The organism is Pseudomonas syringae (assembly GCF_021605415.1).
Taxonomy (GTDB): Bacteria; Pseudomonadota; Gammaproteobacteria; order Pseudomonadales; family Pseudomonadaceae; genus Aquipseudomonas; species Aquipseudomonas syringae_S.
Genome location: NZ_WKEQ01000005.1, coordinates 23,645 through 41,310, shown reverse-complemented (window position 1 = coordinate 41,310; position 17,666 = coordinate 23,645). Strand labels below are relative to the sequence as shown.

5 protein-coding genes are annotated in these 17,666 nt (G+C 62.0%); 2 read left to right on the top strand and 3 right to left on the bottom strand.

Features of this window, described 5'->3' with window-relative positions; all coding sequences use genetic code 11:
- Positions 1–153 precede the first annotated feature (153 nt).
- The gene (locus GIW69_RS04815; RefSeq protein WP_236480998.1) at positions 154–13,149 is read left to right on the top strand and encodes a non-ribosomal peptide synthetase; all 12,996 of its coding nucleotides are present in this window, start codon (positions 154–156) and stop codon (positions 13,147–13,149) included.
- 228 nt (positions 13,150–13,377) lie between these two features.
- Complete coding sequence (locus GIW69_RS04810) at positions 13,378–14,199, top strand: alpha/beta fold hydrolase (protein WP_236480997.1); 822 nt, start codon at positions 13,378–13,380, stop codon at positions 14,197–14,199.
- A gap of 85 nt (positions 14,200–14,284) precedes the next feature.
- Here GIW69_RS04810 and dsbG read toward each other — a convergent pair whose 3' ends face one another.
- From dsbG to dsbD, 3 genes are read right to left on the bottom strand one after another with little or no spacing between them, the layout of a single operon-like run.
- The gene (dsbG, locus tag GIW69_RS04805) at positions 14,285–15,052 is read right to left on the bottom strand and encodes a thiol:disulfide interchange protein DsbG (RefSeq protein ID WP_236480996.1); all 768 of its coding nucleotides are present in this window, start codon (positions 15,050–15,052) and stop codon (positions 14,285–14,287) included.
- Positions 15,028–15,900 carry a TlpA disulfide reductase family protein gene (locus GIW69_RS04800; protein WP_236480995.1) on the bottom strand — a complete coding sequence of 291 codons (873 nt, stop codon included), beginning with the start codon at positions 15,898–15,900 and terminating at the stop codon, positions 15,028–15,030. The genes dsbG and GIW69_RS04800 overlap by 25 nt, the downstream gene beginning before the upstream one ends.
- The gene (gene dsbD / locus GIW69_RS04795; RefSeq protein WP_236480994.1) at positions 15,900–17,633 is read right to left on the bottom strand and encodes a protein-disulfide reductase DsbD; all 1,734 of its coding nucleotides are present in this window, start codon (positions 17,631–17,633) and stop codon (positions 15,900–15,902) included. Before dsbD ends, GIW69_RS04800 begins: the two co-directional genes overlap by 1 nt.
- Positions 17,634–17,666: the final 33 nt, after the last annotated feature.

Genomic DNA, 17,666 nt, shown 5'->3' with positions numbered 1-17,666 from the left:
CCGTTCTCATGGGTGAATGGCTTCGGCTGAATAAGCCCGAACCACAGCATTCCCAAGCCTTGCGCGGTCGGCACAGACCGCGCCCTGCATGCCCGAAGGGCGTGACGCAACAACCCGATTCCACTAGCAAGCCGAATTCAGGCAGGAAACCTCATGACCGACGCGTTCGAACTCCCCAGCACCCTGGTCCAAGCCCTTCAGCGCCGCGCGGCCCTGACGCCGGATCGCCTGGCGCTGCGTTTTCTCGCTGAATCCGAGGAGCAGGCGCAGGTGCTCAGTTACGGCGAACTCGATCAACGTGCGCGCACGATTGCGGCGGCATTGCAGGCTGAAGCCGGTTTTGGCGAGAGGGCGGTGTTGCTGTTTCCCAGCGGGCCGGATTACGTCGCGGCATTCTTCGGATGCCTGTATGCCGGTGTGATTGCGGTTCCGGCCTACCCACCGGAATCGGCACGCCGACATCATCAGGAGCGTTTGCTGTCGATCATCGCCGACGCCGAGCCGAAGCTGCTGCTGACCAGCGCGCATTTGCGCGACGCGTTGCAAGACATCGAAGGCGCGCCGCCGTTGCTCTGTGTCGACATCCTTGACGGCGCGTTGGCCGAGCAGTGGATCGAACCTGAACTGCCGCATGAGCACATCGCCTTCCTGCAATACACCTCCGGCTCCACCGCGCTGCCCAAAGGCGTGCAAGTCAGCCACGGCAATCTGGTGGCGAACGAGGTGCTGATCCGCCACGGCTTCGGCATCGACGTGAACCCGGACGACGTGATCGTCAGTTGGCTGCCGCTGTACCACGACATGGGCCTGATCGGCGGTCTGCTGCAACCGATTTTCAGCGGTGTGCCGTGCATTCTGATGTCGCCGGCGTACTTCCTCGCCCGACCATTGCGCTGGCTCGAAGCGATCAACCAATACGGCGGCACCATCAGCGGCGGGCCGGATTTCGCCTACCGTTTGTGCAGTGAACGGGTCAGCGAATCGGCGCTGGAACGCCTCGATCTGAGTCGCTGGCGCGTGGCGTATTCCGGTTCCGAACCGATCCGTCTCGATACCCTCGAACGCTTCGCCGAAAAGTTCGCGGCGAGCGGTTTCAGCAAAGACAGCTTCATGGCGTCCTACGGTCTGGCCGAAGCCACGCTGTTCGTCGCCGGCACGCCGCGCGGGCACGGCATTCCCGCACTGCGCGTCGACGATCAAGCCCTCGCGCAGAACCGCGCCGAACCAGGCGACGGCAGCCCGATCATGAGCTGCGGCATCAGCCAGCCGCAGCATGCCGTGTTGATCGTCGAGCCGACTACCCTCGAAGAACTGGCCGACAACGCCGTCGGTGAAGTCTGGGCCGCCGGGCCAAGCATCGCCCTCGGTTACTGGCGCAACCCAGAGGCCAGCGCCAAGACTTTCGTCCAGCACGCCGGTCGCACCTGGCTGCGTACCGGGGATCTGGGCTTTGTGCGTGAGGGCGAACTGTTCGTCACCGGCCGCCTGAAAGACATGCTCATCGTCCGAGGCCACAACCTCTACCCGCAGGACATCGAACAAACCATCGAGCGCGAAGTGGAGGTCGTACGCAAGGGCCGCGTCGCTGCGTTCGCGGTTACTCGGAACGGTGAGGAGGGCATCGGCATTGCGGCGGAAATCAGCCGCAGCGTGCAGAAAATCCTCCCGCCCGAAGCGCTGATCAAAGCGATTCGCCAAGCCGTGGCCGAAGCGTATCAAGAGGCGCCGAGCGTTGTGGTGCTGCTCAATCCGGGCGCATTACCGAAGACATCCAGCGGCAAGCTGCAACGTTCGGCGTGCCGCAATCGACTGGCGGACGGCAGCCTCGACAGTTATGCACTGTTCCCGCCGGCGGATGTGCAACGTTGCGGATCGACGCTGCAAGCGACCGAGCTGGAAACGCTGATCGGCACGATCTGGGCCGAGCAACTGAACGTGAAAACCGTCGGCGCCGATGATCATTTCTTTCTGCTCGGCGGCAATTCCATCGCCGCCACCCAAGTGATCGCGAAGGTCCGTGAGGAACTGGGTCTGGAGCTGAACCTGCGTCTGCTGTTCGAAGCGCCGACCCTGTCCGCATTCGCCGCCGCCGTCGCCCAACAGCAGGACGGCGGCAGCGCTCAAGGTGAAATTGCCGCACTGCCTCGCCATGAAGCCTTGCCGCAATCCCTGGCACAAAACCGTTTGTGGATCACCTGGCAACTCGATCCGCAGAGCAGCGCCTACAACATTCCCGGCGCGCTGCGCCTGCGTGGCGAACTGGACGAAGACGCACTGCGCGCCAGCTTCCAGCAATTGATCGAACGCCATGAATCCCTGCGCACACGTTTTTTCGAACGCGACGGCGTAGCGCTGCAACAGGTCAACGCGGCGGGCGCATTCAACCTGCAAATCATCGACATCAGTGACCTGCCATTCGCTGAGCGTGAAGCCCGCGCGCAACAGATTCGCGAAGATGAGGCGCGTACCCGATTCGATCTGGAAAATGGTCCGCTGCTGTGGGTGACGCTGGTGCGCCTCGACGATGAAGATCATCTGTTGCTGGTGACGATGCACCACATCATCGCCGACGGCTGGTCGTTGAACGTGTTGATCGATGAATTCTCACGCCTGTACGCCGCTGCCTCTCAAGGTCAGCGCGCCCAACTCGCCGCGTTGCCAATTCAATACGCCGACTACGGCAGCTGGCAGCGCCAATGGCTGGCGCAAGGCGAGGGCGAACGTCAGCTCGGCTATTGGAAAGCCCAGTTGGGCGACGAACACCCGACGCTGGCACTGGCCACCGACCATCCGCGCTCGGTCAGGCAGACCCACAGCGCCGCGCGTCACACCGTGCGCCTGAGCGCCGACCTCAGCGCCGCTATTCGCCAGAGCGCACAGGCACAGCAAGCGACGCCGTTCATGCTGTTGCTCGCGGCGTTCCAAAGCTTGCTGCACCGCTACACCGGTCAGCGCGACATCCGCATCGGCGTGCCCAACGCCAACCGCCCGCGCCTGGAAACCCAAGGTTTGATCGGCTTTTTCATCAATACCCAAGTGCTGCGCGCCGAAATCGATTCCCGGACACCGTTCAGCGATTTGCTGGCGCAAACCCGTCAAGCCGCACTCGGCGCACAAGCGCATCAGGATCTGCCGTTCGAACAACTGCTCGAAGCATTTCCGCAGGCCCGCGAACAAGGCTTGTTTCAGGTCATGTTCAACCATCAACAGCGCGACTTGAGCGCGCTCAAGCGTCTGCCAGGTCTGCTCGCCGAAGAGCTGCCGTGGCACAGCCGCGAGGCCAAGTTCGATCTGCAACTGCATAGCGAAGAGGATCGTAACGGGCGCCTGACCCTGTCCTTCGACTACGCCAGCGAACTGTTCGACGCAGCGACCATCGAGCGCCTGGCCGAGCATTTCAATAACCTGCTGCGCGACGTCTGCGAACGCCCGCAACAGGCCATCGGCGATCTGCAACTTCTCGCCGCCAGTGAACACGCTCAACAACAAAAATGGGCCATCGCACCGACTGCCCCGGCGCAGCAATGGCTGCCGGAATTGCTTAATGAACAAGCGCGGCAATCCCCTGAACGCACAGCATTGGTGTGGGAGGGTGGCAGCCTCGACTTTGCCGAACTGCACGCTCAAGCCAACCGCCTCGCCCATTACCTGCGCGATAAAGGCGTCGGCCCGGACGTGTGCGTGGCCATCGCCGCCGAGCGTTCCCCGCAACTGCTGATCGGCCTGTTGGCGATCATCAAGGCCGGTGGGGCCTACGTGCCGCTGGATCCGGATTACCCGGCGGATCGTCTGGCCTACATGCTCGCCGACAGCGGTGTCGAATTGCTCCTGACCCAGACCGCGCTACTCGACCGCTTGCCGGCCAGCGACGTCGTTTGCGTGATCGCCATGGATGCCTTGCACCTTGAAAACTGGCCGAGCCAGGCGCCGGGGCTGCACCTGCAAGGCGACAACCTCGCCTACGTGATTTACACCTCGGGTTCCACCGGCCAACCGAAAGGCGTCGGCAACACCCACGCGGCGTTGGCCGAGCGCTTGCAATGGATGCAGGACACCTATCGTCTGAACGACAGCGACGTGCTGATGCAAAAGGCGCCGATCAGTTTCGACGTGTCTGTGTGGGAATGCTTCTGGCCGCTGATCACCGGCGCGCGCCTGTTGATCGCGAGTCCCGGCGAACACCGTGATCCGCATCGCATCGCACAACTCGTTCAACAGTACGGCGTAACGACGTTGCACTTCGTGCCGCCGCTGCTTGCGTTGTTCATCGACGAACCGCTGAGTGCCGACTGTACCCGCCTGCGTCGTATATTTTCGGGGGGTGAAGCGTTGCCGGCGGATCTGCGCAACCGCGTGCTGGCGCAACTGCCGGCGGTGCAATTGCACAACCGTTACGGCCCGACTGAAACAGCGATCAACGTCACCCATTGGCACTGCTCCGTGGCCGATGGCGTGCGCTCGCCGATTGGCCGACCGCTGGGCAACGTGGTCTGCCGCATTCTCGACGGCGACCTCAACCCGGTTCCGGCGGGCGTGCCGGGTGAGCTGTGCATCAGCGGCGCCGGTCTGGCGCGGGGTTATCTTGGCCGTCCTTCACTGACCGCCGAACGCTTCGTGGTCGATCCACTGAGCGACAACGGCACGCGTCTGTATCGCACCGGCGACCGTGCGCGATGGAACGCCGATGGCGTGATCGAATACCTCGGTCGCCTCGATCAGCAGGTGAAGCTGCGCGGCTTTCGCGTCGAACCGGAGGAAATCGAAGCGCGCCTTTTGGCTCAGGACGGCGTCGCCCAAGCCGTCGTGCTGGTGCGCGAAACGGCTGCCGGCGCGCAACTGATTGGCTACTTCACCGCCATCAATGCCCTCGAAGAATCCCACGCGCAGATCGCTCGCCTGAAAACCGTACTCGCCGCCGAACTGCCGGAATACATGGTGCCGGCGCAATTGATGCGCCTCGATGCCATGCCGCTGAGCCCGAGCGGCAAACTCGACCGGCGCGCCTTGCCCGAGCCGCAATGGCAACTGCGTGAACACGTCGAGCCGGTCACTGAGCTGGAGCAGCAAATCGCCGCCATCTGGCGCGACGTGCTGGGCCTGCCTCAAGTCGGCCTGCGCGACGACTTCTTCGCCCTCGGCGGGCACTCGTTGCTCGCCACGCAAATCATCTCGCGCACCCGTCAGGCCTGCGACGTCGAACTGCCGTTGCGCGCGCTGTTCGAGCACAGCGAACTCAGCGATTTCGCCGAACAGATCCGTCAGATCCAGGCCAGCGGTCGCACCAACAAACAACCGCCTATTGGGACAGTCGACCGCAGCCAACCGGTGCCGCTGTCCTATTCCCAGCAACGGATGTGGTTCCTCTGGCAGATGGAACCGGACAGTCCGGCGTACAACGTCGGCGGCATGGCACGCCTGCGTGGCGTGCTCGATGTCGGGCGTTTCGAGGCGGCGTTGCAGGCGCTGATCCTGCGTCACGAAACCCTGCGCACCACGTTCCCGAGCGTCGACGGCGTGGCGCGTCAGCAGGTGCATGGCGAAACCGGTGTGCGCATGGACTGGAAAGATTTCTCGGCACTGGCCGCCGATATACGCGAGCAACGCGTCCAGCGATTCGCCGACGAACAGGCGCACCTGCCCTTCGATCTGGAAACTGGTCCGCTGCTGCGTGCCTGTCTGGTCAAGACCGCGGAGCGCGAGCACTACTTCGTCCTGACCCTGCACCACATCGTCACTGAAGGCTGGGCGATGGATATTTTTGCCCGCGAACTCAGCGCGCTCTACGAAGCATTCATCGATGAGCGCGAGTCGCCGCTGGAACCGCTGCCGGTGCAATACCTCGACTACAGCGTCTGGCAGCGAGACTGGCTGGAAGCCGGCGAGCGTCAGCGCCAACTCGATTACTGGACGGCGCAACTGGGCCGCGAACATCCGCTGCTGGAATTGCCGGGTGATCGTCCGCGTCCGCCGGTGCAAAGCCACCGGGGCGAATTGTTCCGCTTCGACCTGAGCGATGAGCTCGCCGGGCGCGTGCGTGCGTTCAATGCACAAAACGGTCTGACTCTGTTCATGACCATGACGGCCGCGCTGGCGGTGCTGCTTTACCGCTACAGCGGCCAGACCGATTTGCGCATCGGCGCTCCGGTCGCCAACCGCATCCGCCCGGAAAGCGAAGGCCTGATCGGTGCGTTTCTCAATACTCAGGTGCTGCGTTGCCAGCTCGACGGCCAAATGTCGGTCGGCGAGTTGTTCGAGCAGGTTCGCCACACGGTGATCGAAGGGCAGTCCCATCAGGATCTGCCGTTCGATCATTTGGTTGAAGCGTTGCAGCCTCCGCGCAGCGCGGCATACAACCCGCTGTTCCAGGTGATGTGCAACGTCCAGCGCTGGGAATTCCAGCAGACGCGCAGTCTTGCGGGGATGACCGTCGAGTACCTGGTCAACGACGCCCGGGCGACCAAGTTCGACCTCAACCTGGAGGTCACCGACCTCGACCATCGCCTCGGTTGCTGCCTGACCTACAGCACGGACCTGTTCGACGAACCACGCATCGCGCGCATGGCCAAACATTGGCGCAACCTGCTGCAAGCGCTGATCGCCGACCCGCAACAACGCCTCAGCCAATTGCCGCTGCTCGATGCGCAGGAGCAACAACATCTGTTGTCGAGCCTCGGTAAAGAGCCGGGCGAACATCGTCTCGACCAGTGCATCCATCACCTGTTTGCCGAACAAGCCTTGCTGCGCCAAGACGCGCCGGCGCTGACGTTTGCCGGGCAGACCTTGAGCTATGCCGAACTCGACAGCCGCGCCAATCGTCTGGCCTGGGTGCTGCGTGAGCGCGGCGTCGGCCCGCAAGTGCGGGTCGGTCTGGCGCTGGAGCGTTCGCTGGAAATGGTCATTGGCCTGTTGGCGATTCTCAAGGCTGGCGGCGCTTACGTGCCGCTGGATCCGGAATACCCGCTCGATCGCCTGCATTACATGATCGAAGACAGCGGCGTCGGCCTGCTGCTCAGTGACCGCGCGATGTTTGCTGCCCTTGGCGAACTGCCGTCGAACGTGGCGCACTGGTGCCTTGAAGACGACAGCCCTGCACTGGCGAATTACCCGGCCAGCGAGTTGCCGTTTATCAGTTTGCCGCAGCATCAGGCGTACCTGATTTACACCTCCGGCTCCACCGGCAAGCCGAAAGGTGTGGTGGTGTCCCACGGTGAAATCGCCATGCACTGCCAAGCCGTGATTGAGCGTTTCGCGATGCGCCCGGACGACTGCGAACTGCACTTCTACTCGATCAACTTCGATGCCGCCACCGAGCGTCTGCTGGTGCCATTGCTCAGCGGTGCGCACGTGGTATTGCGAGCGCAAGGGCAGTGGGACGCGGAAGAAATCTGCGGGTTGATTCGTACCCATCGCATCAACGTCCTCGGTTTTACCCCGAGCTACGGCAGTCAGTTGGCGCAATGGCTGGCGACGCAAAATGATGTGTTGCCGGTGCGCATGATCATCACTGGCGGCGAAGCCCTGACCGGCGAGCATCTGGCGCGTATCCGCGCGGCGTTCAAACCGAGCGTGTTCTTTAACGCTTATGGGCCGACCGAAACTGTGGTCATGCCGCTGGCGAGTCTCGCCCCTGAAGTGTTGGAAGAGGGGGCCGGCAGCGTGCCGATCGGCAGCGTGATCGGTGCGCGCGTGGCGTACATTCTCGACGCCGATCTGGCGCTGGTGCCGCAAGGCGCGACCGGCGAATTGTTCGTCGGTGGCGCCGGTCTGGCCCAGGCTTATCACGAGCGTCCGGGCATCACGGCCGAGCGTTTTGTCGCCGACCCGTTCGCCACGCAGGGCGGGCGCATGTACCGCACTGGCGACCTGGTGCGCCAGCGCGCTGACGGTCTGGTGGAATACCTCGGACGCATCGACCATCAAGTGAAAATTCGTGGTTTCCGCATCGAACTGGGCGAGATCGAAACCCGTCTGCTCGAACATGCGTCCATCCGCGAAGCCGTGGTGCTCGCGCTGGACGCCCCGAGCGGCAAACAACTGGTCGGTTATCTGGTGACCGACGTCACCGGGCAAGGCGAAGCCGAGCAAGCCGAACTGCGCGAGGCGCTCAAGGCGCACCTCAAATCGCAACTGCCGGATTACATGGTGCCAACGCACTTGATTCTGCTAGCCAGCATGCCGCTGACCGCCAATGGCAAACTCGACCGCCGCGCCTTGCCGGCGCCGGATCCAGAACTCAATCGCCAGCAATACGTGGCGCCGAGCAATGATCTTGAACTGACCCTGGCGCGAATCTGGTGCGAGGTGCTCAACGTTCAGCAGGTCGGCCTCAACGACAACTTCTTCGAATTGGGCGGTGATTCGATTCTGTCGATTCAAGTGGTCAGTCGCGCGCGACAGCAAGGCATTCATTTCAGTCCGCGTGATTTGTTCCAGCACCAGACCGTGCAGACCCTCGCCGCCGTCGCCAGCCGCAGCGAGCAAGTGACGGCCGAGCAAGGTCTAGTGACTGGCGAATCGCGCTTGACGCCGATTCAGCACTGGTTCTTCGACACCGACATTGCCCAGCGTCAGCACTGGAACCAGGCGTTACTGCTGGAACCCACGCACACTCTCGAACCTCGTCGTCTGGAGCAAGCGCTGCTGGCGGTGATCGAACAACATGACGCCTTGCGCTTGCGCTTCACCGAGGCCCAAGGCGAATGGCACGCCACGCATCAACCGGTGAGCGAAGACGCCGTGCTCTGGCAAGTGCGTGTGCCATCGATGGACAAGTGCGTCGCATTGTTTGCCGATGCCCAGCGCAGCCTCGATCTGGAACGCGGCCCGTTGATGCGTGCCTTGCTGGTCGACGGGCCGGATGCTCAGCAACGTCTGTTCATCGCGATCCATCATTTGGTGGTCGACGGCGTGTCGTGGCGCGTGTTGCTCGACGATCTGCAAACCGTGTATCGCCAGATCGACACTGAACAGGCGGTGAAACTGCCGGCGAAAACCAGCGCCTTCAAGGACTGGGCGGCACGCTTGCAGGCCTACGCCGGCAGCGAATCCCTGCGTGAAGAACTGAACTGGTGGCAGACCCAACTGGCCGGGCCAAATGCCGGTCTGCCTTGCGAAAATCCGCAGGGCGGCCAGCAGAACCGCCACGCGCAAACCGTCAGCGTGCGCCTTGATGCCGAGCGCACCCGGCAATTGCTGCAACAGGCGCCAAGCGCCTACCGCACACAGGTCAATGACCTGTTGCTGACCGCATTGGTCCGCGTGTTGTGCCGCTGGAACGGTCAGCCATCGGCGCTGATTCAACTCGAAGGTCACGGTCGCGAAACCCTCTTCGACGAAATTGACCTGACCCGCACCGTCGGCTGGTTCACCAGCGCTTATCCGCTGCGCCTGACCCCGCACAACATCGAAGAGGCCGGCGGGCAGGGCGCTTCGATCAAGGCGATCAAGGAGCAACTGCGCGCTGTGCCACACAAAGGCCTTGGTTACGGCGTGCTGCGTTATCTGGCCGATGACGCCAGTCGCGAGTGCATGGCGGCACTGCCGCACGCGCCGATCACCTTCAACTACCTCGGCCAGTTCGACCAGAGTTTCGGCAGCAATGCGCTGTTCCGTCCGCTGGACGAGCCGGTCGGTGCGGCCCATGATCCGCAAGCACCGTTGCCGAACGAATTGAGCGTCGACAGTCAGGTTTACGGCGGCGAATTGCTGCTGCGCTGGACGTTCAGTGCCGAGCGTTATGAGGTGCAAACCATCAATGATCTGGCCGATGCGTATATTGGCGAATTGCAAAGCCTGATCGAACATTGCCTGCAGGATTCGGCCGGTGGTCTGACGCCGTCGGACTTCCCGCTGGCGCGACTGACTCAGATGCAGCTCGACGCCTTGCCAGTGCCAGCGGCACACATTGAAGACGTCTACCCGCTGACGCCGATGCAGGAAGGCATGCTCCTGCACACCTTGCTCGAACCGGGCACCGGTCTGTATTACATGCAGGATCGCTACCGCATCAACAGTGAGCTTGATCCCGAGCGTTTCGCCCTGGCGTGGCAAGCGGTGGCGGCGCGTCACGAAGCCTTGCGCGCATCGTTCTGCTGGAACGTCGGCGCCGACATGTTGCAAGTGATCCACACGCCGGTGCGCACGCCGATCGAGTACCTCGACTGGAGCAACATCGCCGACGCCGAGCAGGAACCGAAGCTGCAAGCCCTGCTGAAAAGCGAGCGCGAAGCCGGATTCGATCTGCTCAATCAGGCACCGTTCCACCTGCGCCTGATCAAGGTCGGTGAGGCGCGTTACTGGTTCATGATGAGCAACCACCACATTCTCATCGATGCCTGGTGCCGTTCGTTGCTGATGAACGACTTCTTCGAGATTTACACCGCGCTGGGTGAAGGCCGCGAAGCGCAACTGGACGTGCCGCCGCGCTACCGCGACTACATCGGCTGGCTGCAACGCCAGAACCTGGACGAAGCGCGGCAGTGGTGGCAGCAAAACCTGCAAGGTTTCGAACGCACCACGCCGATTCCGAGCGACCGGCCATTCCTGCGCGAACACGCCGGGGACAGCGGTGGCATGGTCGTCGGCGACCGCTACACCCGGCTCAACGTCGAGGATGGCGCCCGTTTGCGTGAACTTGCTCAGGCCCATCAACTGACCATCAACACCTTTGCGCAAGCGGCGTGGGCCTTGGTGCTGCGCCGCTTGAGCGGTGATCGCGACGTGCTGTTCGGCGTCACCGTGGCCGGGCGTCCGGTTGAGATGCCGCAGATGCAACGCACCGTCGGCCTGTTCATCAACAGCATCGCGTTGCGCGTGCAGATGCCGACGGACGATCAGCCGTGCGGCGTGCGTCAGTGGCTGAGCGGTTTGCTCGACAACAACATGCAACTGCGCGAGTACGAATACCTGCCATTGGTGAACATCCAGGAACAGAGCGAGTTGCCGAAAGGCCAGCCGCTGTTCGACAGCCTGTTCGTGTTCGAGAACGCGCCGGTGGAAGTCTCGGTGCTGGATCGTGCGCAAAGCCTCAATGCCACGTCGGATTCCGGCCGCACTCACACCAACTTCCCGTTGACGGCGGTGTGTTACCCGGGCGATGACCTCGGTTTGCACCTGTCTTACGACCAGCGTTATTTCGACGAATCGACCATCGAACGCATGCTCGGCGAATTCAAACGCCTGCTGCTGGCGCTGGTCGACGGGTTCCATGGCGACATGGCCGACTTGCCGCTGCTCGGTGCCGAAGAACAGGATTTCCTGTTGCACGGTTGCAACCAGAGCCAGCACGACTATCCGCTGGAGCACAGCTACGTGGCGCTGTTCGAAGCGCAGGTCGCGGCGCATCCAACGCGTATCGCCGCCAGTTGCCTCGACCGGCAACAGCGCTACGCCGAGCTGAATCAGAGCGCCAACCGACTCGGTCATGCCTTGGTCGCGGCGGGCGTGAAGATGGATCAACCGGTGGCGTTGCTTGCCGAACGTAACCTTGATCTGCTCGGCATGATCATCGGTAGCTTCAAGGCCGGTGCCGGTTACCTGCCGCTGGATCCGGGCCTGCCGAGCCAGCGTCTGCAACGCATTGTCGATCTGAGCCGCACGCCGGTGCTGGTGTGCAGCGAGGCGTGTCGTGAACAGGCGCAAACCCTGCTCGACGAGTTCAGTTGTGCCAATCGTCCGAAACTGTTGGTGTGGGAAGACGTACAGGCGCGTGACGTGTCGGTGGAGAACCCTGGGATCTACAGTGGCCCGGATAATTTGGCCTATGTGATTTACACCTCCGGCTCCACCGGTCTGCCGAAAGGCGTGATGGTCGAACAGCGCGGCATGCTCAACAACCAACTGAGCAAAGTACCGTACCTGAACCTGAGCGATGCCGATGTGATCGCGCAGACCGCGTCGCAAAGCTTCGACATTTCGGTATGGCAGTTCCTCGCGGCGCCGCTGTTCGGCGCGCGGGTGGACATCGTGCCGAACTCCATCGCCCATGATCCGCAGGGTTTGCTGGCACACGTCGAAGCGCAAGGCATCACGGTGCTGGAGAGCGTGCCGTCGCTGATTCAGGGCATGTTGGCTCAGGAGCGTTTGAGCCTCGACGGTCTGCGGTGGATGCTGCCGACCGGCGAAGCGATGCCGCCGGAATTGGCCCATCAATGGCTGCTGCGGTACCCGGACATCGGTCTGGTCAACGCTTACGGCCCGGCGGAGTGTTCGGACGACGTGGCGTTCTTCCGCGTCGACATGGCCTCGACACGCGGCAGTTATTTGCCAATCGGCACGCCGACCGACAACAACTTGCTCTACCTGGTCGATGGCGCGCTGGAACTGGTGCCGTTGGGCGCCGTGGGCGAATTGTGCGTGGCCGGCACTGGTGTCGGTCGCGGTTACGTCAGCGACCCGTTGCGCACCGCGCCGGTCTTCGTGCCGAACCCGTTCGGCGCGCCGGGCGAGCGCCTGTACCGCACCGGTGACCTGGCGCGACGTCGCAGTGACGGCGTGCTGGAATATGTCGGGCGGGTCGATCACCAAGTGAAGATTCGCGGTTACCGCATCGAACCGGGTGAAATCGAGGCGCGTCTTCACGAACAACCGGAAGTCCGCGACGGGGCGGTCGGCGTGCAGGAAGGCGTTAACGGCAAGCATCTGGTCGGCTATCTGGTGGCGGCGGATTCGGCGCTCAATCCGGGTGAGCGTCTGGAGCGGATCAAACAACGTCTGCGCGCCGAATTGCCAGAATACATGGTGCCGCTGCACTGGCTGTGGATGGAGCAACTGCCCCTTAATGCCAACGGAAAACTGGATCGCAAGGCGTTGCCGACGTTGGAAATCGGCCAGATGCAAAGCCAGGATTACCTGGCGCCGCGCAACGAACTGGAACAGACCCTTGTCAGGATCTGGGCCGAGGTGCTGAAGATCGAGCAAGTCGGTGTGCGCGACAATTTCTTCGAACTCGGCGGGCATTCTCTGCTGGCCACGCAAATCGCCTCGCGGGTGCAAAAGGCCCTGCAACGCGACGTACCGTTGCGTGCGATGTTCGAGTGCAGCACGGTGGAAGAACTGGCCGAGTACATCGATGGACTGGCGGCCAGCGACATCACTGAGGAGAAAGTGGATCGGCTGAATGATCTGATGGCGGAGCTGGAGGGGCTTTGATTCTTTAGTGTGTGTTCGGGCCTCATCGCTGGAAGCCAGCTCCCACAGGTATCAGTGTTGTTCACAAAAAGGTGTACAACCGGTGACTGTGGGAGCTGGCTTGCCAGCGATTGCGTCCGCGCCGACGCCACAATAGATCGGTGTACAAACACGTACATTTCTCCGGTTGACGATGGAACGTGTGCAGCTCAGTCTGCCTGTTCCATTTTTTTGCCAAGGAGGTTGACGATGCCCTTTGTCACGATTGACGGACAAGCACTTCATTACATTGATCAAGGCTCGGGCCCTGCGGTGCTGCTCGCCGGCAGTTATCTGTGGGATCAAACCATGTGGGCACCGCAGATCGCCGCGTTGTCGCCACACTATCGGGTGATTGCCCTGGATCTGTGGGGGCATGGCGATTCCGGGCCGATGCCGCAAGGCACGACGTCGCTGGATGACATCGCGCGTCAGGCATTGGCCTTACTCGATCATCTGGACATCGACCGGGTGACGCTGATCGGGCTGTCAGTCGGCGGCATGTGGGGCGCGCGGCTGGCGTTGTCGGCGCCGCAGCGGGTCAACGGTCTGGTGTTGATGGATACCTATCTGGGCGTCGAGCCTGAGCCGACTCGTCAGTATTACTTCTCGCTGTTCAAGCAGATTGAAGAGAGCGGCGCGATTCCTGAACCTTTGCTCGACATCGTTGTGCCGATCTTTTTCCGTCCGGGCATCGATCCGCAATCACCGCTGTATCAGGATTTTCGCGCGAAGCTGGCAGCGCTCCCGTCCGAGCGACTGCGCGAAAGCATCGTGCCGATGGGGCGTATCACGTTTTCCCGGGAAGATTTTTTACCGCGTCTGGGCGAATTGAATGCGCTGACCACCTTGGTGTTGTGTGGCGACCAGGACAAACCGCGTCCACCTGTGGAAGCGCAGGAAATGGCCGGGTTGATCGGTTGTCCGTGTGTGCTGGTGCCGGAGGCGGGGCATATCTCCAATCTGGAGAACCCGGAGTTTGTGACTGAGGTGTTGTCTACGTTTTTGGCTGAGCAACTGTCGCGTCGCTGATGAGAAAAAAGATCGCAGACTGCGGCAGCTACACGGAAATCGATACCTGTAGGAGCTGCCGAAGGCTGCGATCTTTTTACTTTGCTTATTTAGGCCCCAAAATCTTCGCCAGTTTGTCCGCCGTCGGCGCCCCCTGCTGCTGTTGCAGCTCACCCTTGTCGTCCATGTAAAAAATGGCTGGCGTCGCCTGCAAGTCGAGGTCTTCCATCAACTGCATGTTGGCGGCGAGTTTTTTCTGCACGGCTGGCGGAATGTCTTTCAGCGCCTTGAGCGAACTGCCCTTGCCGGCCTTTTCGTGATCGGCCAATGCTTTGGCCGGATCCTTGGCCGCGAGCAATGCGGCGGATTTGCCCGGGCTGTCTTCGCGGATGATGCCGACCATGATGTGACGCAATTGCACTTTGCCGGCGGTGACCCACGGCCTTGCCTGTTCCCAGAACATGTTGCAATACGGGCAATTCGGATCGCTGAACAGGTACACGGTGCGCGGTGCATCCTTGTTGCCGTCCTGAATCCAGTCACTGGCCTCGAACTTGGCCCAGACTTCCTTTGCCATCGGCGCGTAGACCATTTTCTGCAGTGGCTCGCTGCTCAGATCCTTGCCATCGGCATCGTACAGATTGCCCAGCAACACATGTTTGCCGTCGGGCGTCAGGTACAGCGCCATACCCCGATTCTGGTACTGCGCCGCGTAACCGCGCAGGCCGCTGGGTGCGTCGAACTGGCCGACGATTTTCGCGCCTTTGGCTTCAATCTGTTTGATCGCGGCGGGCAATTCTTCAGCCTGAACCGACGGCAGGTGGAGCAGGGCAGTGCCCAGGGTCAGCGTCAGCAGGTGGCGGAGGCGGGGCATGGCAGTTTCCTTGAAGAAGAGGTGGCCGGTGCAACGGTCGGGTTTGGTGTGTCGAAGCTTTCCAGTGCACGGGCCAGACTGGCGTTCGACAACTCGCCCAGGTGGCTGCTGAGCAAACGACCGTCCGGGCTATAGAACAGCGTAGTCGGCACCGCCATGGAACCCACGGCTTGACCCAGACGACCGCTGCGATCAAACAGCACGTTGGACAGGCTCAACCCCTGGGTTTCCAAAAAGGTCGCGACGCTTTGCATGCTCTCGGCCTGATTGACGAACAGGAACGTCAGATCGGGCCGTTGTTTTTGCGCGTTTTCCAGTACGGGCATTTCCCGGCGGCAGGGTGGGCACCAGGTCGCCCAGAGATTGATGACCAGAGGGCCTCCCTGATAATCGCGCAGCTTCACGGTTTCCCCGGCAGCATTGCGTAGGGAAATATCCGGCAGGCGGGTGCCTTGTTCATAAAGACTCACCGATAGCGTTGCCATCAGCCAGAACACCACGCCACTGGCCACACCAAACCCCAGCGGACGGCGCAAACCGGGCCGGCGCCAGCCGCGATACAACGCCGCGAGCAGCAACACCACGACGCCGGGCCAGGCGAGGAAGCCGCCGTCGCGCAGGTCGATGATTTGCCACGGATCATTGCGATAGTGCGCCCAGTACACGATGACGAACGCAACACGCGCCACCAGCATGCCGAGCAGAAACAGGCTGAACAGCGCCGACTCGGGGTTATCGCCACCGCGTTTCGCCACCCGCCAGCCGACGAAGGTCGCCAGCGCCAGGGCACTGATCAGCAGCAAGTGGTTGAGGGCGATGGCAAAGGTGCCGAGGGTAAAAGTCAGCATTAACGAGAATCTCGGGTGGTCGTCCAGCGTTGCAGAAAAGTGTCGGCATCGACTTCGCCAGTGATGCGCTGGCTACGGCGCTCTTCACCGTCGGGGCCGATCCACACGAAACTCGGCGGGCCGGGCACTTTATAACGGCCGAGCAATTCGCGGCTGGCGGCATTGTCGGCGGTGACGTCCAGGCGGAGCAAGCGTACATCGCTCAGCGCCTGCATCACGTGGTCCTTGCCGAACACCTGTTTCTCCATGACTTTGCACGACACGCACCAGTCGGCGTAGTAATCGAGCAATACCCATTGGCCCTGAGCCCGGGCAGTGTCGAGTTCACGTTGCAGGGCCGCTGGATCCTTGATCGTGATGAACGCATCGTGGGCGGTGGTAGTGGCCGATCCGACACGACCTGCGCTATAGACCTGCAATGGTTGATAAGGATCGTCGCTGCCACCGGCCGCGCCGACCACCAGCAGGCCGCCCCATAATCCCAGCAATAACGAACTGGCACCGAACAGCTGGGCCACGCGGCCGAAACCTTCGGACTGTTTCCAGGCGCAGTAAGCGGCGATCAACAGCAATGCGCCGCATAGACTCAGCCACAGCGTCGGCGCCAGCACCGGACGCAGCATTAGCAATGCCGTGGCGAGAAAGAGAAAACCGAACACGCCTTTGAGCAGGTTCATCCACGCGCCGGGTTTGGGCAGGAAACGATTGCCGACGGTGACCAGCAGCAACAGTGGCACGCCAATACCGATGCCGAGGGCGAACAGGATCAACCCGCCGTGCAACGCATTGCCGGTCTGCGCGATGTACAGCAACGCGCCGGCCAGTGGCGCGGTCATGCACGGGCCGACCAGCAAACCGGACAATGCGCCCAGCACGCCGGCGCCGATCAGGCTGCCGCCCTGTCGACTGCGAGAGGCGTGTTCCAGCCGATCGCGCAGGGCCACTGGCAGTTGCAGTTCAAAGAAACCGAACATTGGCAGCGCCAGCAACACGAACACTGCCGCAAACGCGCCCAGCAGCCACGGGTTTTGCAACCAGGCCTGCAAGTTCGCCCCAAGCAGCGCCGCGACCACGCCCATCGCTGCATAAACCAGCGCCATGCAAATCACATAGCTGCTGGCCAATGCGAAGCCGCGTCGCGGGGTGGCGCCGCTGCCGACAATCATTCCGGCAAGAATCGGTAGCATCGGCAACGAGCAAGGCGTGAATGCCAGCAACAAACCCAGGCCGAAGAACGCCAGCAGACTCCAGCCCAGCGCTTGCTGTTGAAGTCCGCTGGCCAGGGCCTGATCCGGTGCCTGCGCGGCGGACGCCACGGGTGCCTGACCGCCCAGATCAATAGCGCGCGTTTGCGGTGGATAGCACAAACCTGCATCAGCGCAGCCCTGATAACTGACTTTGATCTGGCCGCTGGCAGTGGCCGGGATCTTCAATTCAAGCCCCTGGCGATAAACCGGTTGCTCGCCGAAGAACTCGTCACTGTGGGCTTCGCCGGGCGGCAAGGTGGGCGTCTGACCCGGCTGCAAACCGTCGAATTTCATTCGTTTTTGGTACAGGTAGTAACCGTCGGCGATCTGCCAGAACAGTTGTGTTTCGCCCGTTTCCAGACGTTCCGAAGTGAGAACAAACGCATTGTCGACCGGTAGAAAATCTGCCTTTGTCGCGAATGGATCATTGCTGGCGTGGGTGACGCCCGAAACCAGCAATGCAAAAAATAGAAAGAGATGACGCATGAATGAGACCCGATCCTTGTGCAAGTGAGTGCA

Bases quoted from the DNA above. Each gene is read 5' to 3' on its own strand.
- dsbG (WP_236480996.1), bottom strand. From the start codon at position 15,052: ATGCCCCGCCTCCGCCACCTGCTGACGCTGACCCTGGGCACTGCCCTG.
- GIW69_RS04815 (WP_236480998.1), top strand. From the start codon at position 154: ATGACCGACGCGTTCGAACTCCCCAGCACCCTGGTCCAAGCCCTTCAG.
- GIW69_RS04800 (WP_236480995.1), bottom strand. From the start codon at position 15,900: ATGCTGACTTTTACCCTCGGCACCTTTGCCATCGCCCTCAACCACTTG.
- GIW69_RS04810 (WP_236480997.1), top strand. From the start codon at position 13,378: ATGCCCTTTGTCACGATTGACGGACAAGCACTTCATTACATTGATCAA.
- dsbD (WP_236480994.1), bottom strand. From the start codon at position 17,633: ATGCGTCATCTCTTTCTATTTTTTGCATTGCTGGTTTCGGGCGTCACC.